The organism is Nonomuraea sp. NPDC059007 (assembly GCF_042740555.1).
In the GTDB taxonomy this organism is placed as follows: domain Bacteria; phylum Actinomycetota; class Actinomycetes; order Streptosporangiales; family Streptosporangiaceae; genus Nonomuraea.
In genome coordinates, this window is the sequence record NZ_JBHYJD010000021.1 from 32,963 (window position 1) to 56,701 (window position 23,739).

Genomic DNA, 23,739 nt, shown 5'->3' on the forward strand with positions numbered 1-23,739 from the left:
TTCCCACCGGCCCCGCGGCGCGGGTCAGACCTTCTTGAGGCAGACCACGTAGACGGTGCCGTTGCCGCTGCCGCCGTGGGTGCTGGTCTCCGCGACGCTCCTGTCGTCGTTGTTGTTGTCCTTGGCGATCGTCACCGACCAGCTCTTGGAGCCCGAGGGCATGCTGCTGATGACGGTGTACCGGGTGGAGATGCCGGAGAAGCCGCCGCCCGTGACCACGTCGTTGCCCTTGCACGAGGCGGTGCCGGAGGTGTAGCCGATCGAGCTGGTCTCGGTGTAGGTCGTGTAGGTGCCGCCACCGCCGGTACCGGGGTCACCCTTGGGACCCTGGGGGCCGGTGTCGCCCTTGTCGCCCTTGAAGCCGCGGGGGCCGGTCTCGCCCTTTTCGCCAGTCTTGCCGGGGGTGCCGGGCCTGCCGTCGTCGCCCTTGGGGCCCGCCGGCCCGGCCGGGCCGCGCTCGCCGTCCTTGCCGTTCAGGCCGTCCTTGCCGTCTGCGCCCTTGGGACCGGTCGCGCCGTCCTTGCCGTCGGTGCCCTTGGGGCCGGTGGCGCCGTCCTTGCCCGGGGCGCCGTCGGCGCCCTTCGGGCCCTGCGGGCCGGTGGCGCCCTTCAGGCCGGGCACGCCCTTGGGGCCCTGGGGGCCGGTCGGGCCGGTGGCGCCGGCCGGGCCGGCGGGGCCCGCTGGACCGCGCTCGCCCTGGGGGCCCTGGACGCCGGAGGTGCTGTGCCCGCCGCCGCCCCCGATGAGCACCCGGATCTCGGTCTTCCTGCAGGGCGTGGCCGGGTTGACGATGCGGGCGTACCGGGTCTTCTTGTGCACGCACGCGTGCACCTCGGCCGCCGAGGAGGTGGAAGCGGTGGCGACGCCACCGACGGTCAGCAGTGAGGCGGCCAGCGCGCCTGCGGCGGCGAGCGGGAGCACGCGAGTCTTGAGGGCCACGGTTGTCCTTCCAGGGGAATCTGATGCTCATGGTGAGCATGAGGTTCACGCTTCAACCGTTCCAACGGATGGCAAGAACCACATAACGTGTTCATAACTGACAGAGAGTGACGAACTGGGCTTACCAACTCTGACTGACGGACTGCGTAAAACGACGCACCGCTCTCCGCCGGACTTAGGGATAATCAGGACTGTTCGGGGCCCACGTCACTGCGGAGGCCGCACGTTGCCTACCGACCGTCCCTTCCTCCCGCCAGCCACCCAGCCGGTCAGAGCCGTCGTCTGGGCGATCCATCTAGCGCTGCCCCTGCTCGGACTCTGGCTTCTCCTCGCGCAGGAGAAGCTGAACATCATGTGGCAGCACAATCCCAGCCACTTCTGGATGATCCTCGCGGTCGCCGGACTTAACGTGACGCTCGGCCTGATGGTCAGCGAGGCCTCGCGCCGGCGGCAGGACGCGCGGCTGTTCCTCGTGTCCATGGTGTTCCTGACCAGCGCCGGGTTCTTCTTCCTGCACGGCCTGGCCACCCCGCAGGTGATCCTTCCGGTCGGCTCGCTCGGGTTCGACATCGGGCAGCAGGTCGGGCTCACCCTCGCGGCCGGGTTCGCGTTCGCCTCCGCGCTGCCGCTGGGTGAGCGTGCGGCGGCGCGCGTACTGGAGGCGCAGCACGTCATCCGCGGCGCGCTGATCGGCTTCATGATCCTGTGGGGGCTGTCCTCACTGCTGCCCGGCCTCACCCCGCTCAGCGACCCGCCGCTCGGCGAGCACGCCGACTGGCTGGTCTGGGGCTCCATTCCAGGCGTCCTGCTGTACGGCGCCGCCACCGTCATGATGTTCCTGATCCACCGCAGACGCCCCGCGGCCATGCTGATCAGCCTGATCACCGCCTACGCGCTCCTGGGCGAGGCGATGCTGGCCGGGATGTCGCAGCTCAACTGGCACCTGACCTGGTGGCTCTGGCACATCCTGCTGACGCTGGCCTTCGTCTTCGTCGGCTACAGCTCCTACCTGAAGTTCCGCCGCGAGGGATCGAGCGCGGGCCTGTTCGACGCCGTCGCCCTGTCGGCGACGGTGGCGCGCGTCAAGGCCGACTACGACCGCGCCCTGGAAGAGCTCGTCGAGCACGTACGGCGCGGCGAACCCCTGGCCGCCACCCGCCTGGCCGGCAAGTTCGACCTGACCGAGAACCAGGCGGCCGTCCTGGACCGGGCCGGCGAGGCCCTGGCCAACGAGCGGCGGCTGTCGGAGCGCCTGGCCGCCCTCGTGGACGTCAGCGCCCAGACCCGGGTCGGCCTGCCGGAGACGGAGCTGCTGGCCACCGCGCTGGAACGGGTCCGCCAGGCGTACGGGGACGTCAGGATCGGCCTGGTCTCCGACGGGCAGGTGGACATCGGCTCCCGCGAGTACGTCTTCGAGGGACACGCCCCGGTCCACCGGGACCAGCTCGTCGCCTACCCGCTGACCGTGAAGGGGCATCTGGCCGGGGCGCTGGAGGTGCCGCTGGGCCGTACCGCGCAGGATGAGGCGCTCGCGGCCACGCTGGCGGGACAGCTGTCGATCTCGCTGGAGAACGCCCGCCTCTACCACGAGCTCAACACGTTGTTCCGGCAGTACATGTCGCCCGACGTGGCCAACGCGCTGCTGGCCGATCCGGACCAGGCGGCGCTCGGCGGGCAGCTCAAGCAGCTCACGGCGTTGTTCGCCGACCTCAAGGGGTTCACGACGTTCTCGGAGCGGGTCACGCCGGGCGAGATCGTGGAGATGCTGAACCGGTACCACACCGCCGCGGTGCCGTGCATTCTCGACAACGGCGGCACGATCGTGCAGTTCGTCGGGGACGCGCTGCTGGCGTTGTTCAACGCGCCGGCCACCCAGCACGACCACGCGGCGGCGGCCTGCCGGGCGGCGCTGGCGATGCAGGAGGCGGCGGAGGTGATCGCCGCCGAGAGCCGGGGCGCGGACGTGGAGTGGCCGACGTTCCGTGTCGGGGTCAACACCGGTCCCGCGCTGGTGGGCAACATCGGCAGCCCGGAGCTGCGCGGGTTCAACGCGATGGGCGACTGCGTGAACGTGGCCGCGCGGCTGCAGGGTGTCGCGGAGCCCGGCTCGGTGGTCATCGGCGCGACCACGCTGGCCCAGCTCGGCGCCGGCGTGGCGACCCGGTCCCTGGGAAGGCTGGAGCTCAAGGGCAAGGATGAGCGGGTGGAGGCCCACGTTCTGCTGACAATGCCATAGAAGGGGCGGCGGCCGTACAGTCATAATCGCGGCATGAACCCAGAGCCTGGCGAGTTCACCTCCTTGCTCACCCCGGAAGAGATCGCCGCGCTGCGCGCGGCGGGCCGGCCGCGCCGATGGGAGCGCGGCACGACCGTCATGACAGAAGGCGACACCTCCGACTGGGTGCTGGTGCTGACCGAGGGCCGGGTCAAGTGCTCATCGCACACCAGCAGCGGCACCGAGGTCGTGCTGGCCATCCGCGGGCCGGGCGCGCTGATCGGCGAGATGTCGTCGATCGACGGCTGGCCGCGCTCGGCCACGGTGGCGGCGCTGGAGCCGATCGAGGGCATCGTGGTGCAGGACTTCCCCGCCTACCTGCGCGAGCACGGGCGGGTGGCGGTGCTCCTCATGCAGTCGGTCACCGAGAAGCTGCGCGACGCCGACCGCAAGCGGATCGAGTACGGGGCGTTCGACACGACAGGGCGGGTGGCGACCCGGCTGATCGAGCTGGCCGAGCGCTACGGCGAGAAGACCAACAGCGGGGTACGCGTGGCGCTGCCCCTGTCCCAGGACGAGCTGGCCGGCTGGACCGGCGCCTCGCGGGAGGCGGTCAGCAAGGCGCTGCGCTCGCTGCGCGACCGCGGGCTGATCGAGACCGGGCGGCGGCGGGTGATCATCCACAACCTGGAGGGGCTGCGCAAGCGGGCCAGGTGAAAGCGGACGTACGTCGTACGTCATAGTGGGGGGCATGGTCGCGGTCTCCCCCGATTACGCCAGCCGCCTCCGGTATGCCTGGAAGGTCGTGTCGGTCACCAGTCTCGGGCTTGTCCTGATCGGCATCGCCGGGAGCACGCTCAACGTGGCGCTGCCCGCGGTCGTCCGGCACTTCCGGGCGGGGCCGTTCGAGTCGGGCTGGATCCTGCTGGCGTTCCTGCTGGTCAACACCGCCAGCCTGGTCTTCTTCGGCCGGGTCGCCGACCTGCTCGGGCGGCGGGAGATCTATCTGGCCGGGTTCGCGCTGTTCACCGTGGCCTCGCTGCTGGCCGGGTTCTCGCCGAACGTGTGGTTCCTGGTGGCGATGCGGGTCGTCCAGGCCATCGGCGCCGCCATGATCCTGGCCAACGGCACCGTCATCATCACCGACGCCTTCCCGCCCGACCGGCTCAGCCAGGGCATGGGCGTCTACATCGGCACCCTCTCCGTCGCCCAGCTCGCCGGCCCCACACTGGGCGGCCTCATCGCCGACACAGCGGGCTGGCAGTGGATCTTCTGGGTGAACGTGCCCGCCGGGGTGATCGCGCTGGCGTGGGGCGCGGTGACGCTGCGCAAAATGCCGCGCGGGCCGCGCGAGCCGGTGGACGCGCTGGGCAACGTGCTGGTGTTCGCCGCCCTGTCCGCGGTACTGCTGGCGTTGTCGGAGGCCGGTTCCCGTGGCCTGTCCAGCCCCGTCGTGCTCACCGGCGCCGCCGTCTTCCTGGTGCTGGCCCCGCTGATCGTGGTCGTGGAACGGCGGGCCTCGCACCCGGTGCTCAACATGGGGCTGTTCGCGGGACGGATGCTGGCCTGCGCGAACCTGGCCTCTTTCTGCAACGCTCTGGCCCGCTCGGCGCTGATCCTGGTGGTCGCCCTGTACTTCCAGTCCGCCCGGGGCCTGGACGCCTTCACCGCCGGTCTGAGCGTCCTGCCGGTGCCCGTGGGCATGGCGCTCGCCTCGCCCATCGCCGGGGCGCTCGGGCGCCGCCTGTCTCCGCACGCGCTGTCGATCGGGGGGTCGGTGTTCAGCGCCCTGGGTCTCGGGACGCTGATGCTGACGGCGGATCCGGCCACGCCGTACTGGATCATCGGGGTGGGGCTCTTCCTGGCCGGGTGCGGGAGCGGGACGTTCCTGACCGGCAACACCACGCAGGTGATGTCCGCGCTGCCCGCCGGCAGCCTCGGGGTGGTGAACGGCTTCCGCATCATGGTCATGAACGTGGGGGTCGTGCTGAGCGTGGGCCTGTCGCTGAGCCTGATCACCAGCGCGGTGGGGCCGGAACTGCGCGACCAGGTGTACGCGGCCACGCTGTCCAAGCTGTCACCCGTGGCCGTGGACCAGCTCATGACCGGTTTCCAGCGCGCTTACACCGTCCTGTTCGCCGTCGCCCTCCTCGGCACCCTCCTGGCCGTCCTCGCCCGCAACCCCAAGCCGTAACGTCTCACGCGATCCTGCGGACGTTCAGGGAACACCTGCTTGAGCAGGCGAACGAGGATGCCGAACGACTGCGAAACGACCCAGACGACCAGGCCGAGATGCTGGCGATCCGGCGCTTCATGGGAGTCGCGGAGTGATCTTCGGGGTCAGGCGAGTTCGGTGGACAGGCGGGACTCGACGTCGCGGTAGCGGGCGACCGGGATGAGGTGGACGCCGTCGTACGCGCCGGAGTCGCGGACGGCCAGCACGTGCTCGCAGGCCGCCTCGACGCCGGCCATGCGGTCGGCGGCCAGGGCGGTGAACATCGACTCGGGGATCGCGATGTCGGGGATGGCGCCGGCCAGGCGGCGCGCGTGCGACTCGCTGGCCAGGACCATGACGCCGGCGTAGACGGGCACGTCGACGGGGTTGGCCTCGCGCCAGCGCAGCAACGTGTCCAGGTCGAAGCTGACCTGGACGAACAGGAAGTCGGCCGCGCGCTTCCACGCGGGGAGCGGGCGGTGCCCCGCTGCCGCGCCGACCTTGAAGTCCGGGGAGAACGCCCTGGCCTCGTCGATCATCGAGCGGACCGTGAGGTCGCTGGTGCGGTTGCCGCTCGTCGGCTTGTCGCCGAAGACGAACAGAAACTGGTCGACCCCGTACGCGGCGGCCGTCAGCAGGTCGCGGCGGAAGCCGAGCAGGTTGCGGTCGCGGGAGTTCAGGCAGGCGATGCTGCGCCCGCCCATGGCCTCCACCTCGTGCGCGACCGCGACCGACGAGACCGTGGCGCGGCCGATGTGGTTGTCGGGGATGAGGAAGGAGTGGGCGATCTTGCTCAGCGTGCCGATCTGGTGCCTGACGTGCTTCAGATCGGGCTTGGTGGGCGGTTCGATCTCGCAGATCAGCTCGAAGGTCATGTCCGTGATCCTGCCAGGGCGGCGATGCCGCTGAGGATCAGCTCGACGCCGAAGGAGTCGTAGAAGCCGGGGTCCAGGTCGCCGACCATGGGCGCGGCCATGGCCACGATGTTCGGGTAGCGGTCGGCGGGCAGCGACTCCAGGCCCACCCGCTTGACCCTGAGCATCTCGCTCGCCTGCTCGGGGGTGCAGGCGGCGCGGAAGTGCACCGGGGCGTCGGCGATGGCGATGGCGCTCTGCAGGATGTACTTGGTGATCAGGCAGCTCTCCTCCACGCCGAACCCGCCCTCGCGGGCCAGGCCGAGCGCCAGGTCCCAGACGGCCAGGAACCGCGGCACCTGGGTCTGGTCGGTCTGCTCCAGCACGTTCTTGGCGCACGGGTGCCGGCGCAGCGTCCTGATCAGGCCCTCCACGAGGTCGCGTAGCTGGTCGAGCCAGGGCCGCCCGTCGTCGTGGCCGACCTGGAACCCGGCGATCAGGTGGTCGGCCATGCCGATGAGCAGCAGTTCCTTGTTCTTGAAGTGCCAGTAGAGCGCCATCGGCGTGACGCCCAGGTCGGTGGCCAGCCGCCGGATCGTGACCGCGTCGAGTCCTTCGTCGTCGCCGATCTCCAGGGCGCGTTCGACGATCGCCTCGGCGCTCAGTTTTCCCATCACGGTTGACAACTATACGCCGTACAAGGTCTCCTGTACGTCGTACACGTACGGCGTACAGGAAGGAATGATCATGCGTAGATGGTGGGCCCTGGGCGCTGTGACGCTCGGGACGACGATGACCTACCTGGACAACAACATCCAGAACACCGCACTGCCGACGATCCAGCGGGAGCTCGGTCTCACGATCTCCGGACTGGAGTGGATCACGACCGCGTACATCCTGGTCTTCGCCGGACTCATGCTGGTCGGCGGGAGGCTGGCCGACCTGTTCGGCGCGCGGCGGATCTTCCTGGCCGGGCTGTCGCTCTTCACGCTCTCGTCCCTGGCGGCGGGCCTGTCGGAGTCCGGCGGCACGCTGATCGCCGCCCGCGCCGCCCAGGGCGTCGGGGCCGCGCTGCTCACGCCGACCTCGTTGGCGCTGCTGTCGCAGATCTTCCGCGACCCCGCCGAACGCGGCAGAGCCGTCGGCATCTGGAGCTCGGCCGGCGCCCTCTCGATGGCGCTCGGCCCGGTCACCGGCGGCTTCATCAGCGAGTACCTGCACTGGGGCTGGATCTACCTGATCAACGTGCCGCTCGGCGTCGCCACGTTCTGGCTGGCCTGGTGGGCGGTGCGCCCCGCCTTCCAGCCAGTACGGCACAGCCTCGACCTGCCCGGCCTGGCCGGTTCCACGATCGCCCTGTTCGCCCTGACCTTCGCGCTCATCGAAGGTTCGTCGGCCGGCTGGACCTCGCCTCTGATTCTGGCCGCCTTCGCCGTCGCCCTGGCCGGCGCCGTGTTCTTCGTGCTCGTGGAGTCCCGCTCGGCCGAGCCGGTGATCGACGTGTCGCTCTTTCGCGACCGGGTCTTCAGCGGCGGAATCCTGAGCATGGGCGTCTGGTCGTTCGGCGTGTTCGGCATCTACTTCTTCAGCGCGCTGTGGCTGCAGAACGTGCTCGGCTTCTCCCCCACCGAGGCGGGCGCCGCGTTCGTGCCGATGGCGCTGGTCATGGCCGTCGTCGCCCTCCTGTCACAGCGGCTGGCCCGGCTCATCGGCATCGGCCCCACCGTGGCGCTCGGCCTGGTGCTGATGGCGGCGGCCATCTTCATGCTCTCCGGGGTGGGGGCCGACGGCCGTTACCTCGACGTGCTGCCCTGGTTCCTGGTCTACGGGATCGGCGGCGGCATGCTGGTGCCGCTGACCACCGCCGTCCTCGACGCGCTGCCGGAGGGACGCTCGGGCGTCGCCTCCGGTGTGCTGAACGTCTCCCGGGAGGTGTTCGGGCTGCTCGGGATCACCGTGCTCGGCGCGATCCTGACCTCCCGGCAGAGCGGCAGCGGCCTGGCCCCGCTGCCCGCCTTCCTCGACGCCTACCAGTTCACGCTGGTGATCGCGGCGGTCATCGTGCTGGTCGGGGTGCCGGTGAGCCTGTCGGCCATGCGGCGGCGGCCCCGTACGCCCGATCACGCCGCGGCGGAGATGGCCGGGTCGGCGAACTGAGTGCGGTAGAGCTCCTCGTAGCGGCCACCCGCGGCCAGGAGTTCCTCGTGCGTGCCGCGCTCGGCCACCCGGCCGTCCTCGATCACCAGGATCTGGTCGGCGGCGCGGATCGTCGACAGGCGGTGCGCGATCACCACGGCGGTCCGGCCGTCGAGCGCCTCGGCCAGCGCCGCCTGCACGGCCGCCTCGCTCGTGGAGTCGAGCGCGGCGGTGGCCTCGTCCAGGATCACCACCTGCGGCTTGGCCAGCAGCAGGCGGGCGATGGTCAGGCGCTGGCGCTCGCCGCCGGACAGGCGGTAGCCGCGTTCGCCGACCACGGTGTCCAGCTTGTCCGGCAGCGACTCGATGAGGGTGGACAGACGGGCCCGGCGCAGGGCGTCCCAGATCTCCTCGTCGGTGGCCTCAGGGCGGGCGAAGAGCAGGTTGCCGCGGATGGAGTCGTGGAAGAGGTGGCCGTCCTGGGTGACCATGCCGAGGGTCTCGCGGATGGAGTCGGCGCTCAGGTCGCGTACGTCGACGCCGCCGAGCCGTACCGTGCCTTCGTCGACGTCGTAGAGGCGCGGCAGGAGCTGCGCGATCGTCGACTTGCCCGCGCCCGAGGAGCCCACCAGGGCGATCATCTGGCCGGGTTCGGCGGTGAAGGAGATGCCGTGCAGGACCCGCTCGCCGCCGCGGGAGTCGAGCGTCGCGACCTCCTCAAGCGAGGCGAGGGAGACCTTGTCGGCCGAGGGGTAGGCGAAGCGCACGTCGTCGAACTCCACCGTCACCGGCCCATCGGGTACGGCCCGCGCCCCCGGCCTGTCCTTGATCAGCGGCTCCAGGTCGAGCACCTCGAAGACCCGCTCGAAGCTGACCAGGGCGCTCATGACGTCCACGCGGGCGCTGGCCAGGCTGGTCAGCGGCGCGTACAGGCGGGTCAGCAGCAGCGCCAGAGCCACCACCGAGCCGGGGTCGAGACTGCCGCTCAGGGCGTAGAAGCCGCCGAGGCCGTAGACGAGCGCCAGGGCGAGGGCCGAGACGAGGGTGAGGGCGGTGACGAAGAAGTACTGGGTCATCGCGGTGCGCACCCCGATGTCGCGCACCCGCCTGGCCCTGGCGGAGAACTCCGCCGATTCCCTGGCCGGCCGTCCGAACAACTTCACCAGCGTCGCGCCGGGCGCCGAGAACCGCTCGGTCATCTGGGTGCTCATGGCCGCGTTGTGGTCGGCGGCCTCGCGGCGCTGGTCGGCGATCCTGAGGCCCATCCTGCGGGCGGGCAGCACGAAGATCGGCAGCAGGAGCAGCGCCAGCAGCGTGATCTGCCAGGAGATGCCGATCATGACCGTCAGGGTGAGCACGAGTGTGACCACGTTGCCGGCGACGCTGGAGAGCGTGTCGGTGAAGGCGCGCTGGGCGCCGATGACGTCGTTGTTCAGCCGGCTCACCAGCGCGCCGGTGCGCGTCCTGGTGAAGAAGGCGATCGGCATGCGCTGGACGTGGTCGAACACCGCGGTACGCAGGTCGAGGATCAGCCCCTCGCCCAGCCCGGATGACAGCCAGCGGCTGATCAGGCCGAGCCCGGCCTCGGCCAGCGCCAGGCCGGCGATGAGCACGGCCAGCCAGATCACCACGCTCAGGGGCTGCGCCTTGACGATGGCGTCCACCACCCGGCCCGCCAGGACGGGGGCCAGGACGGCCAGGCCCGCCATCACCACGCTGAGCGCCAGGTACATGGCGATCCTGCGGCGGTGAGGGCGGGCGAAACCGCCTATCCGTTTCAGCGTGGCCTTGGACAGTCGTCTTCGGTCACGCTGGTTGTTGTTCATCGAGTACAGCTGGTGCCAGGCGGTCATCTCCATGCTCATGGGTAGACCGTAAGAGCTCAACCAAACTTGAGGTCAAGCCGTTTTCAGGAGCCGATCTTGCGGCCCCTGCCGTGCCAGACGACGGCGACCGACGGGCGGGGCTGCTCGCCGTCGGGCCAGCGGCTGGCGGGGTTGTCCGGGGTGGCGCCGTCGATCTCGCCCGGGTGCTGGACCGCGACGAAGACGCTGCGCTGGTCGTCGGTGACCATCGGGCCGCAGGTCTCCGCGCCCACCGGCACCGTGAGGAACTGGCGGACGTGCCCGCGCTCACGGCCGCGCATCGGCGTGACGAACAGGCCGTCGTTGGCGCCCAGCGCGTTGCCGTCCGTGGAGATCCACAGGTTGCCGTCGCGGTCGAAGGCCAGGTTGTCCGGGCAGGAGATCGGCGAGACCTTCGTCTTGTCGTACCCGGCGAAGTAGGTCGAGGCGTCGTTCGGGTCGCCGCAGACCAGCGGCAGCGACCAGGCGAAGCCGTTGCCGCGGCCCTCGACGATCTCCAGCACGTGGCCGTGCTTGTTCGACGGGCGCGGGTTGGCCTCGTCCACCTGGGCGGGGGTACGGGCGGTGTTGTTGGTCAGCGCCACGTAGACCGCGCCGGTGACCGGGTTGCGCTCCATGTCCTCGGGCCGGTCCATCTTGGTCGCGCCCACCTTGTCGGCGGCGGTACGCGTGTAGATCAGCACCTCGGCCGCGCTCATCCCCTGCACGTGCGACTCGTCGCCGGACACCAGCGGGATCCACTCGCCGGACCCGTCGAAGGCGCCGTCGGCGGGCAGCTTGCCGGAGCCGTCGATCTCCTCCTTGGGGCTGTCGCCGCTGAACTTGGCCACGTACAGCGTGCCCTCGTCGAGCAGCGTGCGGTTGTGCCGGTCGAAGCCCGGGATGTAGCGCTTCTTCGAGACGAACTTGTAGATGTACTCGAAGCGCGAGTCGTCGCCCATGTACACCACGAGGCGGCCGTCACGCGAGATCGAGGTGGTGGCGGCCTCGTGCTTGAAGCGGCCGAGCGCGGTGCGCTTGAGCGGCGTCGAGTCCGGGTCGAACGGGTCGATCTCCACGATCCACCCGAACCGGTTGGCCTCGTTCGGGTGCTTGGCCAGGTCGAAGCGCTCCTCGACCTTGTCGAAGCGGCGGTTGGACGCCTGGATGTTCGTCGGGATCGTGTAGCGGGCGATGTTGGGGTTGTTCTTGTCGCCGTTGACGAAGTACTGGTCGAAGTTCTCCTCGGCGGTCAGCACCGTGCCCCAGGGGGTGGTGCCGCCGGCACAGTTGTTCAGCATGCCGACCGGCTTGCGGCCGGCCGGGTCGGCCGCCGTCTTGAGCAGGTCGTGGCCCGCGGCGGGACCAGTGAAGCGCATCGGGGTCTGCGCGGTGACACGCCGGTTGTAGCGCCGCCGCCCCTTCGTCACCAGCTTCCACTCACCGGTGCTCCGGACGCGCTCCACCTCCACGACCGAGCCGCCGTGCGCGGCCAGCGCGATCTTGATCCGCTCGGGGGTCGCCGTCGCCGCCGTGTACCCGCGGAACATCAGCGACTCGTCGGTGTACTCGTGGTTGACCCAGAGCAGCCCGCGGTTGCGCCCCATCTCGAAGAGCGTCACGAAGTCGCAGTTGTAACCGAACTGCTTGGCCTGCGCCTCGGCCGTCTGGTTGTCGAAGTCGAAGTCGGGGGCGTCGGGCAGCACCGGGTCGCCCCAGCGGACCACGACGGAGGAGCGGTAGCCGTCCGGGATGCGCAGCGCGTCGTCCTTGTTCGGCGGCACCGGCGTGAAGCGCAGGTCACCGTGGTGCCATCCGGCCGCGGACAGCTCTCCGTCCGGCTCCGCGGGATCCGCCATCGCGGGTACGGCTCCCGCCACACCCGCCCCGACCACCAGCGCGCCCAGGGCACCCGCGCGCAGGGCGCCGCGACGGGACAGGGCTTCGGTGGCGATGTCGCTGAAGTAGGCGTTGCCGCTGCGGTTGGCGACGTCGTGCGCGCACGCGTTGCCGCATCGGAACATGCACGTCAGGGCCGACCGGCCGCCCTTGTGCGAGTCGTTGAGCAGGGGCAGCAACACGGGGTTCCTCCAAGGTGGTGCGCAATCGTTCCGCCGGGACGCTACGGCCGCATTCGGAACCGCCGGTGAACGACGGTCACCGCCTCGATGAACGCTGGCTGGGGGTACGTGGGGTCGGGGCTGGAGAATAGGGGGATGGCAGCCAGGAAGATCGACCCCGACAAGCTGAGGGCCGCGCTCGACGCGCAGCTGATCGCCAACGACCAGCCGGAATACGACGGCCCCGCGGCCGGGCTCGCCGACACGTTGGTCGGGGCCGTGGTGACCGCCTACGACCGGGGGTCCGCTCCCGAGCGCGCCGCCGAGCGGCTGGCCGTGCGGTATCTGCTGGAACGGCTGGCGTCCGGGGCACCGGGGCGGACCGTCGAGGTCAGGGTGCCGCCGCATGCCGCCGTGCAGGCGATCGAAGGACCCAGGCACACCCGGGGGACGCCGCCCAACGTGGTCGAGACCGACGCGCGGACCTGGATCGACCTGGCGCTCGGCCGGATCGGGTGGGACGAGGCGATGGCGAAGGGCGCCGTCTCAGCGAGCGGCGCCCGTGCCGACCTATCCGAATTCCTCCCCCTCTGACGTCAGGGGGTGCTCCACGGGAGCTTGTTCTGCACGCAGCGCTCGCTGAGCTGCGGCGGCAGGTTGGCGCACTCCGAGAAGTAGGCGCGGATCGCGAAGAACCCGCACACCGCCAGGACCAGCGTGGCGATGCCCAGGCCGATGCCGGTCCAGGACATGCCCTTGCTGCCGCCCTTGGACAGGGCGACCGCGCCGAGCACGATCGCGATGATCGCGGTGAGCACGCCGGTGAAGCACACCAGCAGCAGGAACACGCTCGCCACACCCAGCACCAGCGACGCCACCGCCAGGCCGTTGCCGGGCTTCTTGGGCTGCCAGTCCGGCTGGTACGGGCCGGGGCCGCCGGTGGGCGGGGTGTAGGCGCCGCCTCCGGCGGGTGGGTAGGCGGGGCCGCCGGGGGCGCCGCCGTACGGGCTGGACGGGGTGGAGCCGGGGACCGACGGGTCGGCGCCGCCGTACGGGGAGGCGCCGGGGACCGGGCCTTCCGCCGGACTCTGGGCGGCGGCCGCATAGGGATCCCGAGGCGGCCCCGCCCCATAGGGCACCTCCCCCGCACCCGCCCCTTGACCACCCGCACCCTGGCCACCGGCACCCTGGCCACCCGTGCCTTGACCGCCGGTGCCCTGATCGCCTTGACCCTGACCGCCCTGACCGCCCTGACCGCTTTGACCGCCCTGACCGCCCTGACCGCTTTGACCGCCCTGACCGCCCTGACCGCCCTGACCGCTCTGGCCGCCTGGGGCTGTGGCGCCGAAGGCCGCGCCCGCCGCGGCGCCCGCGGCGGCGGCACCTGCCGCACCTGCCGCACCTGCCGCACCTGGGCCGGCGGGTGTTCCGCTGCCCGGGGTGCCGCCTTCCGGGTACTCGCCGTACGTGGCGCCGGTGCCGTACTCCTTGGGGCCGCCCTCGTACGGGCTGGCCGGAGCGAACGTCGGGCGTTCCGGCGGCGTGGGCGGGTCGTAGCGCGACGGCTGCGGGCCCGATGACGACGAACTGCCCGGCCCCTCCCAGCTCGACGCCGGCGACGAACTCTCCCAGCCCGGGTAGGAAGGCGTCGAGCCCGGGACCTGGTACGCCTGCGTCTCCCCCGCTCCCGGCTGTTCGGAACCCTGCGGCTCCGGCGCGTCCCATGACCGGGTGGGCTCGGGTGTCCCGGCCGGAGGCGTGTCGTCGCGTGCCCACTCCGGGATCTCGTACGCGGTGGTGCGCTCGGTGTCCTGCGGCGCGGGCACGTCCGGCTCGTTCCACGGGGACGGCTCAGGCGGCGGCGGTGGCGGTGGCACGGTCGGCGGCACCACGGGCGGCACCGGCGTGATCGGCTCCTCGGCCGCCGCGCCTCCCCACGCCTCGGGCTCCCCCGCCCCACGCTCTTCCCGGCCGCCGCTGCCCTGCCCGTAGGGGCTGCTCCCAGCCTGACCGCCCTGTCCGGGCGTGTCATAGGGAGAGGGCTCGCCGTTGGAGGCGGGCTCCTGCCGCCCGTACGGCGGCGCCGCGGTCTCGTCTTCTCCGGGTACCGTCTCCTCCACCCACCACGAGGCGGGCTGCTCGTCGGAGTCGGGCGGCTCGGGCAGGTCGTCGTCCGGCCCGGCCGCGCGCGGCTGCGAGGGCGGCTGCGAGGGCGGTGCGGGCGGCGGCGACGGCTGGTCTGGCGCGTCTGGTGCGGGACGGCCGTGCGCAGGTGGGCGCGGCTCGTCCGGGTCCCCAGGTGTGGTCACGTCTGCGTCTCCCGACGGGGTCGTCATAGCCGGATACCCCACCTTCGCGCGCGTCCGGTCCCGGCAACCGCGCGACACGGTAAGAGTCCGCCCACGGTTGCTTCACGTTGCGCCAAAACCGCTGGCGGCGGGCAAGATGAAGGCATGCTCGACGAGACCCTCACCTACGCGCTCATCAAGATCACCAAGGTGCACCGCTACCGGGTGGCGGCCGAACTGAGCGAGCTGGGCCTGCACGTGGGCCAGGAGATGCTGCTCAACCAGTTGTGGCGCGAGGACGGGCTGTCGCAGAGCGAGCTGATCGCCCGGCTGGGCGTGGAGCCGCCCACGGTGACGAAGACGATCCAGCGCCTGGAGCGGGCCGGGTTCGTCCGCCGCACGCCGGACCCGAAGCGGCCCCGGCTGAGCCACGTCCATCTGACGGAGGCGGGCAAGGCGTTGCGGGCGCCGGTGGAGGAGATCTGGGAGCGCAACGACCGCGAGGTGCTGGCCCAGCTCGCCCCGGAGGACCGCGCGACGATGGTCAGATTGGTCGGCCAGCTGTGGGCCTGCCCTTCCGCCGAGGGCGAAACTCCCTTGCACCGTTGCGATTAGCCGACTAATTAGTTGGCTAAGAGCAACGAATGGAGTCCTCATGCACGTTCTCGTCACCGGCGGCTCGTCCGGCATCGGCGCCGCCACCGCCCGCGCGTTCGGCCGCGCCGGGCACCGTGTCACCCTGACCTACAAGTCCGGCCCCGACCGTGCCGAACGGGTCGTGAAGGAAATCGAGCAGGCCGGCGGGACGGCGGCGGCCGTACACCTGGATCTGGGTGAGCACGGGAGCGTCCGGGCGGCGGTCGCCGCGGCGGGGCCGTTCGACTCGGTGATCGCCAACGCGGTGATGTGGGGCGGGGACGCGCCCAGGACGGAGAGTTTCGAGGAGATTCCGATCGAGCACTGGAGCGAGATGCTCCACGCCAACGTGCTCGGCAACGTGGTGCTCGCGCAGTCCGTGTTGCCCGCGATGCGGGAGCGGGGTTTCGGACGGGTCGTTCTGGTCTCCTCGGGGATCGCCGAGGAGGGTACACCCGGCGCCGGCCCGTACGGCACCGCCAAGATGGCCCTGCACGGCCTGGCCCGCACGCTGGCCTGGCAGGCGGGCATGGACGGCGTCCTGGTGAACGTGGCCGCCGTCGGCCTGACCAGGACGGACAGCAGTCCGATCCCCGGGCAGGTGTTCGACGCGGTGGCCGGCCGTACACCCAGCAAGAGGTTGTCCACCGCGGACGACGTGGCGGCGCTCCTGCTCTTCCTCGGTTCCGCCGCCAACCACAACCTCACCGGCGAGATCATCCGAGAAGGGTCGAACGCGGCACGATCCTCCCATGTCACCTGATCTCGCACCCGGGTGTGCGAGCACGGAAGTGGCCGACCTAAACTGAGGTACGTGCTGAAGGGCGACGGCCGGCTCGGCCATGACCTGGACCCCCAAGACCGTGCTCCCAAGGATGCCTGCGGTGTCTTCGGCGTGTGGGCCCCAGGCGAGGAAGTATCCAAACTCACCTACTACGGGCTGTACGCGTTGCAGCACCGCGGCCAGGAGTCCGCGGGCATCGCGGTCAGCGAGGGCAGCAGGATCCTCGTCTACAAGGACATGGGGCTCGTCGCCCAGGTCTTCGACGAGTCGGTGCTCGGAACCCTGCGCGGTCACCTGGCCATCGGCCACTGCCGCTACTCCACCACCGGTTCCAGCGTCTGGGAGAACGCTCAGCCCACGCTGAGCTCCACCGACCAGGGCGGGCTCGCGCTCGCCCACAACGGCAACCTGATCAACACCCCGGTCCTGGCCCAGCGCCTTGAGCCGGGCACCACCAGGGCCACCACCGACACCGAGGTGCTCACCACCCTGCTCGCGCAGGACCGCAGCCGCTCCATCGAGGACGCCGCCGCGGAACTGCTCCCGCAGGTGCTCGGCGCCTACTCGCTGGTGTTCATGAACGAGAAGACCCTCTACGCGGCCCGCGACCCGCAGGGCATCCGCCCGCTGGTCCTGGGCCGCCTGGAGCGGGGCTGGGTCGTCGCCTCGGAGACGGCCGCGCTCGACATCGTCGGCGCCACGTTCGTGCGCGAGGTCGAGCCGGGCGAGCTGCTGACCATCGACGAGCGCGGCGTGCGCTCGCGCAGGTTCGCGGTCGCCGAGCCGAAGGGCTGCCTGTTCGAGTACGTCTACCTGGCCCGCCCCGACACCACGATCGCCGGGCGCGGCGTGCAGGTCACCCGCGTCGAGGTCGGCAGGGTGCTGGCCCGCGAGCACCCGGTCGAGGCCGACCTGGTCATCCCGACGCCCGAGTCGGGCACCCCCGCCGCCGTCGGCTACGCCGAGGAGTCCGGCATCCCCTACGGCCAGGGCCTGGTCAAGAACTCCTACGTCGGCCGCACGTTCATCGAGCCGTCGCAGACCATCCGCCAGCTCGGCATCCGGCTCAAGCTCAACCCGCTGCGCGAGGTCGTGGAGGGCAAGCGGCTGGTCGTCGTCGACGACTCGATCGTGCGCGGCAACACCCAGCGCGCGATCGTCAAGATGCTGCGCGAGGCGGGCGCGCGCGAGGTGCACGTGCGCATCTCCTCCCCGCCGGTCTCCTGGCCGTGCTTCTACGGCATCGACTTCGCCACCCGCGCCGAGCTGATCGCCGGCTCGCTGTCGGTGGAGGAGATCAGGGCCTCCCTGGGCGCCGACTCGCTCGGCTACATCTCCCTGGAAGGCCTGACCGAGGCCACGACCATCCCCGCCGACCGCCTCTGCCGCGCCTGCTTCGACGGCAGTTACCCGATCCCGATCGACCAGGACAACGTCGGGAAGTACGTGTTGGAGAGCACCAAGTGACCACCTACGAGGCCGCCGGGGTCGACATCGCGGCGGGCGAGCGCGCCGTCGAGCTGATGAAGGCCAAGGTCGCGCGCTCGCGCCGGCCCGAGGTGGTCGACGACGCCAGTGGCTTCGCCGGGTTGTTCGACGCCTCGTTCCTGCTGCGTTACAAGCGGCCGCTGCTGGCCACGTCGACCGACGGCGTGGGCACCAAGGTCATGATCGCGCAGCAGTACGGCAAGCACGACACCATCGGCATCGACCTGGTCGGCATGGTCCTCGACGACCTGGTGGTCTGCGGCGCCGAGCCGCTGTTCATGACCGACTACATCGCCTGCGGCAAGGTGGTGCCCGAGCGTGTCGCCGAGATCGTCGGCGGCGTGGCCGAGGGCTGCCGCCTGGCCGGGGCGGCGCTGGTCGGCGGCGAGACCGCCGAGCACCCCGGCGCCATGGGCGCCGACGAGTACGACCTGGCCGGCGCCGGCACGGGCGTGGTCGAGGCCGCGGACATGCTCGGTCCCGACCGGGTGCGCGCGGGCGACGTGGTGCTGGGCCTGGCCTCGTCGGGCATCCACTCCAACGGCTACTCGCTCGTGCGGCACGTGGTGAAGAACGCCGGGCTGTCGCTGGACGACGAGCTGCCCGAGCTCGCCCGCCCGCTGGGCGAGGAACTGCTGGAGCCCACCCGTATCTACTCCCTCGACTGCCTGGAGCTGGCCCGCTCGGTCGAGGTGCACGCCTACTCCCACATCACGGGCGGCGGCGTCGAGGGCAACATCGCGCGTTCCCTGCCGCCAGGGCTTGACGCGGTGCTGTCGCGGGAGTCGTGGACGGTGCCCGCCGTCTTCCAGGTCCTGGCCGGGCACGGCTCGATCGAGCAGCAGGCGATGGACCGCACGTTCAACCTGGGTGTGGGCATGGCCGCGATCGTCGCCCCCGAGGCGGCCGACGCGGCCCTGCGCCTGCTGGAGTCGCGCGGGCTGCCCGCGTGGGTGCTGGGCGAGATCGTCCCCGGCACCGGCGCCGCCCGCTACTCCTAACCCGCCATCCGGCCCACTCCCGCGTCGATGAGCACGTGGGGTGGGCCGTCCAGCAGCGGTACGGCCGGCACCTCGTCCTCCGGCATCCGCCAGTCCTGCACGGGCACCAGTCCCGGCCCGATCAGCTCGAACCCGTCGAAGAAGCCGAGCACCTGCTCGCGGGTGCGGAACACCGACTGGATCGGCGAGCCGGCGGTGGCGACGCTCAGCTGCCGTTTCGCCTCGGGGTGGCTCTCGTCCATGGCGTGGGTGAGCACGAGATGGCTGCCCGGCGCCATCCGCTCGCGGAAGCGCTTGACGATGCCGTGGGGGTCCTCGCCGTCCAGGACGAAGTGGAGCAGCCCGACCATCAGCACCCCGACCGGCTGCTCGAAGTCGATGAGGCCGCGGACGTGCGGGTCGGTGAAGATGGCGTCGGGGTCCCTGGCGTCGGCCAGGATGCCGGCCACGCCGGGCGCGCTGGCCAGCAGCACCTCGGCGTGCAGCCGTACGACGGGGTCGTAGTCGACGTAGACGACCCGGCAGGCGGGGTTGGTCCGCCTGGCCACCTCGTGCACGCTGGGCGAGGTGGGGATGCCGGTGCCGAGGTCGATGAACTGCCGGATGCCCTGCTGGGCCATGTGGTGCACGGCGCGGGTGAGGAAGTTCCGGGAGGCGCGGGCGACGAGTTTCGTGTCCGGCGCGAGCGCCAGTAACTTGTCGGCGACCGCTCGATCCACCGCGAGGTTGTCCTTGCCGCCGAGCAGGTAGTCGTAGACACGGGCGGAGCTGGGGACGGTGGGGTCGACGCCGGGCGGAACACGTTCGAGCTCGGTCACAGGAACCATCGTATGCCGCGCAGGTCCCATGATCGTGGGATCATCCCGGATATTCCGCCTATGGACTCGGCGCCGCCGGAACACTGACATACGGCACTACCCGGGGGCATCGCCCGTCGAGCAGCCTTTTTCCATGGCAAACGCCCTGGAACTCACGGCCGTCAGCAAACGCTACGGCCAGACCAGAGCCCTCGACGGCGTCGATCTGACCGCCGAGCAGGGCCAGACGATCGCGGTGCTCGGCCCGAACGGCGCGGGCAAGAGCACCCTGCTCTCCATCGCCCTCGGCCTGCTCCCGCCCACCTCCGGTGCCGCCGCCGTACTCGGCCATCCGCCGGTCGCGGCCCTGCGCAAGGGCCTGGTCGGCGTCCTGCTGCAGGAGTCCGGCCTGCTGGAGGACGTCCGGGTGGCCGAGCTGGTCACGGCGACCGCCGGCATGTACCAGAAGCCGATGCCGGTGGAGCAGGCCCTGCGCGCCGCCCGCGCGGACGGCTTCGCGGCCCAGCGGATCGGCAGGCTCTCCGGCGGACAGCGGCAGCGGGTGCGCATCGCCCTCGCCCTGATCGGCGACCCGCGCCTGCTCGTGCTGGACGAACCCACCGTCGGACTCGACGTGGACGGCCGCCGCGCCCTGTGGCAGGAGGTACGGGCCCGCACCGCCCAGGGCCGCACCGCGGTCTTCGCCACCCACTACCTCACCGAGGCCGACGACTACGCCGACCGGGTGATCCTGCTGGCCAAGGGCAAGGTCGTGGCCGACGGACCGGTCGAGAAGATCAAGGAGCTGGTCGGCGGCAGCGAGGTGCACGTCACGCTGGACGCCGCCGAGGTGGGGGCGCTCCAGGCGTTGCCCGGGGTGCGCCAGGTGCGGGTGGAGGGCGGCGCCGCCGTACTGCGGACCAATGACTCCGACGCGACATTGCGCGCGCTGTTCGCGACATTCACCGACGCCAGAGACGTCCGCACGGCCGGGACCGACCTCGAAAGCGCCTTCGTGAGCCTGACGGGAGGCAACTGATGCGCTCCTACGTCAAGCTCGAACTGCTGCGGTCCGTGCGCAACACCACCAGCCTCATCATGCTGACCGTCTTCCCCCTCGTGCTCTACCTGGTGTGGACGAAGGTGCTGCGGGTCGTCCCCGCGGGGCCGCAGCAGGTCGACTTCGCCGCGTACACGATGGTCTCGATGGCCGTCTACGGCGCGATGGGCGGCGCGCTGTTCATCGGCGGCGCGATCGCCATGGAACGCTCGAAGGGCTGGCTGCGGCAGCTCGCCGTCACGCCGCTGCCCGCCCACGGCTACATCTCGGCCAAGCTGATCGCGGGCGCGACCGGGGTCCTGCCGAGCATCTTCGCCGTGCTCGCCGGGGGCGCCCTCATCTCCGGTGTACGGCTGCCGCCCGGCACCTGGCCCGCGCTCGTGGTGCTGATCTGGGTGGGCGTGGTGCCGTTCGCCGCTCTGGGCGTCGCCTTCGGCTACACGATGAACGGGCAGGCGGCGAACCTGGCCATGATCGGCGTCTTCTTCGGGCTGTCCGTCCTGGGCGGGTTGTGGCTGCCGGTTCAGCTCATGCCGGAGTTCATGCGGACGCTGGCCGAGTACAGCCCTGCCTACCAGGCCGGATCTCTCGGCTGGCGGGCTCTGGCCGGCGACTGGCCGACGGTCAGGTCGCTGGTCGTGCTGGCCGGGTGGACGCTGCTGTTTTCCGGGCTGGCCGCCTGGCGTTACCGTCGGGCCTTGTGAAGGTGGCGGCGCGCGGCGAGTTCGGCAACGGCCGTAGCAAAGTCAGGGCGGGCTCGGTGGCCTGGCTGCTGGTGACGCTCTGGCCGCTGTGGACGTTCTTGTCCACCGGTCCGGCCCTGCCGCGCGTCCTGTGGGCGTTCGGCGGGCTCGCGGTGCTGTCGGGCTGCTGGATGACGATCATGTGGCGGATGCTCGGCGAGCACAGCGGCGCGCCCCGGCGGTGGCCCATGGCCGGACTGGCCGCGGCCGCGCTCGCGCTCCTTCCCGTGCTCGGGCCGCCCTGGGCGTTCGTCGCGTTCATCTACGTCATCACCGGACTGGCCGCGACGACCGGCGGCGCCGGGTTCGTCGCCGGAGTGCTGCTGACCATCGCCGTGACCATGGGCTTCCTGCTCGCGCACGGGCTGACGGTGTGGTGGCTGATGCTCGTCATCCTGGCCCAGGCCGGTGCCGTACACGGCATGAAGCAGATGGGCCACCTGCTCGTCCGGCTGGCCGCCGCGCGCGCCCAGGTGGCCCAGCTCGCCGTGGACAACGAGCGGCTGCGCTTCTCCAGGGACCTGCACGACACCCTCGGCCACACCCTGACCTCGATCACCATCAGAAGCCAGCTCGCCGCCCGGCTGGCCCGCACCGACCCCGACCGCGCCGCGCGGGAGATGGGCGACGTGGAGGCCGCCGCCCGCCAGGCCCTCGACGAGGTACGGCACGCCGTCGCCGGATACCGGGCCCCGGCGCTGTCTGAAGAGCTGGAGAAGGCGGCGCGGGAGCTGGAGCTGGCCGGGGTCGAGGTGGAGGTCTCCCCCGCCGGCGGCCCGATCCCGGGGGCCGCGGAGACGCTGCTGGCGTGGGCGGTGCGCGAGGCCGCCACCAACGTCCTGCGCCACAGCGACGCGCGGCACTGCTGGATCACGTTGAGCGTGGACACGACCTGGGCGGAGCTGGAGGTCCGCGACAACGGCCCCACGACCGCCCCTCCCGCCACGCTTTCAGACCGGCCTCCCGCCACGGCCGGGCTTCTGGATGGCGCGGCCAGGCGGGGTAACGGGTTGACCGGGCTGGCCGAGCGGGTGGCCGGGGCCGGTGGGTCGCTGGATGTGGGTGCCCTGCCGGAGGGCGGGTATCGCCTGTGTGCCCGCGTGCCGCTGGAGGCCGCGTGATCCGTGTGCTCATCGCCGACGACCAGGACCTCGTCAGGGGCGGGCTGGCCGCGCTGCTCGGCCTGGAGGCCGACATCGAGGTGGTGGCCCAGGTGGGCCGGGGCGACCTGGTCGAGGCCGCGGCGGCGGAGCACCGGCCCGACGTGATCCTGCTCGACATAGAGATGCCCGGAATGTCCGGGCTGGAGGTGGCCGAGCGGTTGCCGGGCCATCGGGTGGTGATCGTGACCACGTTCGGGCGCCCCGGCTACCTCAGCCGGGCTCTGGACGCCGGGGTGGCCGGGTTCGTGGTCAAGGACGCGCCGGCCGCGGAGCTGGCGGGAGCCGTACGGCGGGTGATGGCGGGTGAGCGGGTGATCGACCCCAAGCTGGCCGTGAGCGCGAGCGCCGTCGGGCCGAGCCCGCTCACGCAGCGGGAACGCGAGGTGCTGCGCACGGCCCGCGACGGCTCGACCGTGGCCGACATCGCCCGCCGCCTGTTCCTGACCGAGGGGACGGTACGCAACTACCTGTCGTCGGCGATCGGCAAGACCGGCGCCCGAAACCGTGCCGAAGCGGTACATGTGGCCGAGTCGCGGGGCTGGTTGTAGCTGTACAGTGCCACGCATGACTGAGGGGCTCGTGCAGATCGCGGCAGAGGTGGAGACGTTCCTGGCGAGCCTGCCGCCGGGGGCCGGGCGGGTGACGCTGCGGCCGCTGACCAGGCACGACGAGGACGAGTTCACCAGGCTGACCAAGGCCAGCGCGGAGCTGCACCACCCTTGGATGTCGTTGCCCGCCACCGCAGAGGAGTACCAGGCCTACCTGGCCCACTTCGACCCCGCGACCACCCGCCGCCTGCTGGTGTGCCTGCGCGACAGCGGCGACATCACCGGCATGGTCAACATCAACAGCATCATCCGCGGCCGCTTCCAGAACGGCTCGCTCGGCTACGCGGCCTTCGCCCCCACCGCCGGCCACGGCTACATGAGCGAGGGCCTGGCCCTCGTCCTGCGCTACTCCTTCGAGCAGTTGCGGCTCCACCGCCTGGAAGCCCAGATCCAGCCGGGCAACCACGCCTCGCTCAAGCTCGTCCAGCGCCTCGGCTTCCGCCATGAGGGCTTCTCCCCCGGGATGCTGTTCATCGACGGCGCCTGGCGCGACCACGAACGCTGGGCCATCCTCAACCCCGACCCCTGGCCGGCCCACCCCTCGCTGCCCAACCCCTAGACGGCGGCGGAGGCCAGCGCCAGGCAGGCCGCGGCCAGCACGAGGAAGGTCCCGGGAAAGGGCAGGTGCGCGAGGACGCGGGCGCGCGCGACGGCGAACACGGCGCCGGCGAAGAAGAGCACCAGCCCTGCCGCAGCGGCGATGCCGATCGCGGGTACGGCCAGCCCGGCCAGCAGCCCGACCGCCCCCGCCGCCTTGGCCACGCCCAGCCAGGTGATCCACGAACGCGGCACGCCGTACTTGTCCATGTTGACGAGGACCCACTTGGCGCGGGCGAAGTCGACGGCGGCCGCCGCGAAGTTGCATGCGGCGGCCACCACGACCACCACGACATAGGCGGTGAACACCG

Annotated in this window: 22 protein-coding genes; 14 read left to right on the forward strand and 8 right to left on the reverse strand. The window is 71.3% G+C overall.

Annotated features, from left to right (window positions below):
* Nucleotides 1-24: 24 nt before the first annotated feature.
* Nucleotides 25-939, reverse strand: coding sequence for a hypothetical protein (locus ACFWY5_RS30920; protein WP_379636136.1), 915 nt, complete (start codon nucleotides 937-939; stop codon nucleotides 25-27).
* Nucleotides 940-1,165: 226 nt separating this feature from the next.
* On the opposite strand from ACFWY5_RS30920, the gene ACFWY5_RS30925 reads away from it, so the two are divergent.
* Genes ACFWY5_RS30925 through ACFWY5_RS30935 form a run of 3 tightly spaced genes read left to right on the forward strand, consistent with a single transcriptional unit; the run spans nucleotide 1,166 to nucleotide 5,348 of the window.
* Nucleotides 1,166-3,175 carry an adenylate/guanylate cyclase domain-containing protein gene (locus tag ACFWY5_RS30925; protein WP_379636138.1) on the forward strand — a complete coding sequence of 670 codons (2,010 nt, stop codon included), beginning with the start codon at nucleotides 1,166-1,168 and terminating at the stop codon, nucleotides 3,173-3,175.
* A gap of 33 nt (nucleotides 3,176-3,208) precedes the next feature.
* Nucleotides 3,209-3,871, forward strand: a complete 663-nt coding sequence (locus ACFWY5_RS30930) for a Crp/Fnr family transcriptional regulator (protein WP_379636140.1) — start codon at nucleotides 3,209-3,211, stop codon at nucleotides 3,869-3,871.
* 34 nt (nucleotides 3,872-3,905) lie between these two features.
* The gene (locus tag ACFWY5_RS30935; RefSeq protein ID WP_379614006.1) at nucleotides 3,906-5,348 is read left to right on the forward strand and encodes an MFS transporter; all 1,443 of its coding nucleotides are present in this window, start codon (nucleotides 3,906-3,908) and stop codon (nucleotides 5,346-5,348) included.
* Nucleotides 5,349-5,494: 146 nt separating this feature from the next.
* Here the strand turns inward: ACFWY5_RS30935 and ACFWY5_RS30940 are convergent, their stop codons facing one another.
* Together ACFWY5_RS30940 and ACFWY5_RS30945 are read right to left on the reverse strand one after the other, a co-directional pair.
* The gene (locus ACFWY5_RS30940) at nucleotides 5,495-6,244 is read right to left on the reverse strand and encodes a methylenetetrahydrofolate reductase (protein ID WP_379636142.1); all 750 of its coding nucleotides are present in this window, start codon (nucleotides 6,242-6,244) and stop codon (nucleotides 5,495-5,497) included.
* Nucleotides 6,241-6,897, reverse strand: a complete 657-nt coding sequence (locus ACFWY5_RS30945) for a TetR/AcrR family transcriptional regulator (RefSeq protein ID WP_379614338.1) — start codon at nucleotides 6,895-6,897, stop codon at nucleotides 6,241-6,243. The genes ACFWY5_RS30940 and ACFWY5_RS30945 overlap by 4 nt, the downstream gene beginning before the upstream one ends.
* Before the next feature lie 73 nt (nucleotides 6,898-6,970).
* On the opposite strand from ACFWY5_RS30945, the gene ACFWY5_RS30950 reads away from it, so the two are divergent.
* The gene (locus ACFWY5_RS30950; RefSeq protein WP_379636144.1) at nucleotides 6,971-8,380 is read left to right on the forward strand and encodes an MFS transporter; all 1,410 of its coding nucleotides are present in this window, start codon (nucleotides 6,971-6,973) and stop codon (nucleotides 8,378-8,380) included.
* On the opposite strand, the gene ACFWY5_RS30955 is transcribed toward ACFWY5_RS30950, so the two are convergent.
* Together ACFWY5_RS30955 and ACFWY5_RS30960 are read right to left on the reverse strand one after the other, a co-directional pair.
* Nucleotides 8,344-10,224, reverse strand: a complete 1,881-nt coding sequence (locus ACFWY5_RS30955) for an ABC transporter ATP-binding protein (RefSeq protein ID WP_379636146.1) — start codon at nucleotides 10,222-10,224, stop codon at nucleotides 8,344-8,346. The two genes, ACFWY5_RS30950 and ACFWY5_RS30955, sit on opposite strands and share 37 nt — an antisense overlap.
* A 44-nt stretch (nucleotides 10,225-10,268) precedes the next feature.
* Nucleotides 10,269-12,227 (reverse strand): PhoX family protein, encoded by a 1,959-nt coding sequence (locus ACFWY5_RS30960; protein WP_379636286.1) that lies wholly within the window; start codon nucleotides 12,225-12,227, stop codon nucleotides 10,269-10,271.
* Between the two features lie 192 nt (nucleotides 12,228-12,419).
* Here ACFWY5_RS30960 and ACFWY5_RS30965 point away from each other — a divergent pair, with 192 nt between their 5' ends.
* Nucleotides 12,420-12,857, forward strand: a complete 438-nt coding sequence (locus ACFWY5_RS30965; protein WP_379614014.1) for a sterol carrier family protein — start codon at nucleotides 12,420-12,422, stop codon at nucleotides 12,855-12,857.
* Between the two features lie 2 nt (nucleotides 12,858-12,859).
* Here ACFWY5_RS30965 and ACFWY5_RS30970 read toward each other — a convergent pair whose 3' ends face one another.
* Entirely contained in the window at nucleotides 12,860-14,572 is a 1,713-nt protein-coding gene (locus ACFWY5_RS30970) for a hypothetical protein (RefSeq protein WP_379636148.1), read from the reverse strand.
* 144 nt (nucleotides 14,573-14,716) lie between these two features.
* On the opposite strand from ACFWY5_RS30970, the gene ACFWY5_RS30975 reads away from it, so the two are divergent.
* The 4 genes from ACFWY5_RS30975 to purM are packed head-to-tail and all read left to right on the forward strand — an operon-like array spanning nucleotide 14,717 to nucleotide 18,460.
* Nucleotides 14,717-15,166: a MarR family winged helix-turn-helix transcriptional regulator gene (locus ACFWY5_RS30975; protein WP_379614018.1), complete on the forward strand. Its 450-nt coding sequence runs from the start codon at nucleotides 14,717-14,719 to the stop codon at nucleotides 15,164-15,166.
* 40 nt (nucleotides 15,167-15,206) lie between these two features.
* The gene (locus tag ACFWY5_RS30980; RefSeq protein ID WP_379636150.1) at nucleotides 15,207-15,950 is read left to right on the forward strand and encodes an SDR family NAD(P)-dependent oxidoreductase; all 744 of its coding nucleotides are present in this window, start codon (nucleotides 15,207-15,209) and stop codon (nucleotides 15,948-15,950) included.
* 51 nt (nucleotides 15,951-16,001) lie between these two features.
* Nucleotides 16,002-17,438, forward strand: coding sequence for an amidophosphoribosyltransferase (gene purF / locus ACFWY5_RS30985; protein WP_379614022.1), 1,437 nt, complete (start codon nucleotides 16,002-16,004; stop codon nucleotides 17,436-17,438).
* Nucleotides 17,435-18,460, forward strand: a complete 1,026-nt coding sequence (purM, locus tag ACFWY5_RS30990) for a phosphoribosylformylglycinamidine cyclo-ligase (RefSeq protein WP_379614024.1) — start codon at nucleotides 17,435-17,437, stop codon at nucleotides 18,458-18,460. The genes purF and purM overlap by 4 nt, the downstream gene beginning before the upstream one ends.
* Here the strand turns inward: purM and ACFWY5_RS30995 are convergent.
* The gene (locus ACFWY5_RS30995) at nucleotides 18,457-19,278 is read right to left on the reverse strand and encodes an SAM-dependent methyltransferase (RefSeq protein WP_379636152.1); all 822 of its coding nucleotides are present in this window, start codon (nucleotides 19,276-19,278) and stop codon (nucleotides 18,457-18,459) included. The genes purM and ACFWY5_RS30995 overlap by 4 nt on opposite strands.
* A 133-nt stretch (nucleotides 19,279-19,411) precedes the next feature.
* Between ACFWY5_RS30995 and ACFWY5_RS31000 the strand changes: the two genes are divergently transcribed.
* Genes ACFWY5_RS31000 through ACFWY5_RS31020 form a run of 5 tightly spaced genes read left to right on the forward strand, consistent with a single transcriptional unit; the run spans nucleotide 19,412 to nucleotide 23,390 of the window.
* Nucleotides 19,412-20,296 carry an ATP-binding cassette domain-containing protein gene (locus tag ACFWY5_RS31000; protein ID WP_379636154.1) on the forward strand — a complete coding sequence of 295 codons (885 nt, stop codon included), beginning with the start codon at nucleotides 19,412-19,414 and terminating at the stop codon, nucleotides 20,294-20,296.
* Entirely contained in the window at nucleotides 20,296-21,021 is a 726-nt protein-coding gene (locus ACFWY5_RS31005) for an ABC transporter permease (RefSeq protein ID WP_379636156.1), read from the forward strand. Before ACFWY5_RS31000 ends, ACFWY5_RS31005 begins: the two co-directional genes overlap by 1 nt.
* On the forward strand, nucleotides 21,018-22,181 hold the full coding sequence (locus ACFWY5_RS31010; RefSeq protein ID WP_379636158.1) for a sensor histidine kinase: 1,164 nt from the start codon (nucleotides 21,018-21,020) through the stop codon (nucleotides 22,179-22,181). The genes ACFWY5_RS31005 and ACFWY5_RS31010 overlap by 4 nt, the downstream gene beginning before the upstream one ends.
* Nucleotides 22,178-22,771, forward strand: coding sequence for a response regulator transcription factor (locus ACFWY5_RS31015; RefSeq protein ID WP_379614034.1), 594 nt, complete (start codon nucleotides 22,178-22,180; stop codon nucleotides 22,769-22,771). Before ACFWY5_RS31010 ends, ACFWY5_RS31015 begins: the two co-directional genes overlap by 4 nt.
* A gap of 16 nt (nucleotides 22,772-22,787) precedes the next feature.
* Nucleotides 22,788-23,390: a GNAT family N-acetyltransferase gene (locus ACFWY5_RS31020; protein WP_379614036.1), complete on the forward strand. Its 603-nt coding sequence runs from the start codon at nucleotides 22,788-22,790 to the stop codon at nucleotides 23,388-23,390.
* Here the strand turns inward: ACFWY5_RS31020 and ACFWY5_RS31025 are convergent.
* Nucleotides 23,387-23,737, reverse strand: a complete 351-nt coding sequence (locus ACFWY5_RS31025) for a DoxX family protein (protein WP_379614038.1) — start codon at nucleotides 23,735-23,737, stop codon at nucleotides 23,387-23,389. The two genes, ACFWY5_RS31020 and ACFWY5_RS31025, sit on opposite strands and share 4 nt — an antisense overlap.
* Nucleotides 23,738-23,739 lie beyond the last annotated feature (2 nt).

Excerpts from the sequence above, each read along its gene's own strand:
- ACFWY5_RS30935 (WP_379614006.1), top strand. The coding sequence starts at position 3,906 with ATGGTCGCGGTCTCCCCCGATTACGCCAGCCGCCTCCGGTATGCCTGG.
- ACFWY5_RS30945 (WP_379614338.1), bottom strand. The coding sequence starts at position 6,897 with ATGGGAAAACTGAGCGCCGAGGCGATCGTCGAACGCGCCCTGGAGATC.
- ACFWY5_RS31000 (WP_379636154.1), top strand. The coding sequence starts at position 19,412 with ATGGCAAACGCCCTGGAACTCACGGCCGTCAGCAAACGCTACGGCCAG.
- ACFWY5_RS30960 (WP_379636286.1), bottom strand. The coding sequence starts at position 12,227 with ATGTTCCGATGCGGCAACGCGTGCGCGCACGACGTCGCCAACCGCAGC.
- ACFWY5_RS30980 (WP_379636150.1), top strand. The coding sequence starts at position 15,207 with ATGCACGTTCTCGTCACCGGCGGCTCGTCCGGCATCGGCGCCGCCACC.
- ACFWY5_RS30975 (WP_379614018.1), top strand. The coding sequence starts at position 14,717 with ATGCTCGACGAGACCCTCACCTACGCGCTCATCAAGATCACCAAGGTG.
- ACFWY5_RS30950 (WP_379636144.1), top strand. The coding sequence starts at position 6,971 with ATGCGTAGATGGTGGGCCCTGGGCGCTGTGACGCTCGGGACGACGATG.
- ACFWY5_RS30965 (WP_379614014.1), top strand. The coding sequence starts at position 12,420 with ATGGCAGCCAGGAAGATCGACCCCGACAAGCTGAGGGCCGCGCTCGAC.
- ACFWY5_RS30955 (WP_379636146.1), bottom strand. The coding sequence starts at position 10,224 with ATGAGCATGGAGATGACCGCCTGGCACCAGCTGTACTCGATGAACAAC.
- ACFWY5_RS30930 (WP_379636140.1), top strand. The coding sequence starts at position 3,209 with ATGAACCCAGAGCCTGGCGAGTTCACCTCCTTGCTCACCCCGGAAGAG.
- ACFWY5_RS31020 (WP_379614036.1), top strand. The coding sequence starts at position 22,788 with ATGACTGAGGGGCTCGTGCAGATCGCGGCAGAGGTGGAGACGTTCCTG.
- ACFWY5_RS30940 (WP_379636142.1), bottom strand. The coding sequence starts at position 6,244 with ATGACCTTCGAGCTGATCTGCGAGATCGAACCGCCCACCAAGCCCGAT.
- ACFWY5_RS31005 (WP_379636156.1), top strand. The coding sequence starts at position 20,296 with ATGCGCTCCTACGTCAAGCTCGAACTGCTGCGGTCCGTGCGCAACACC.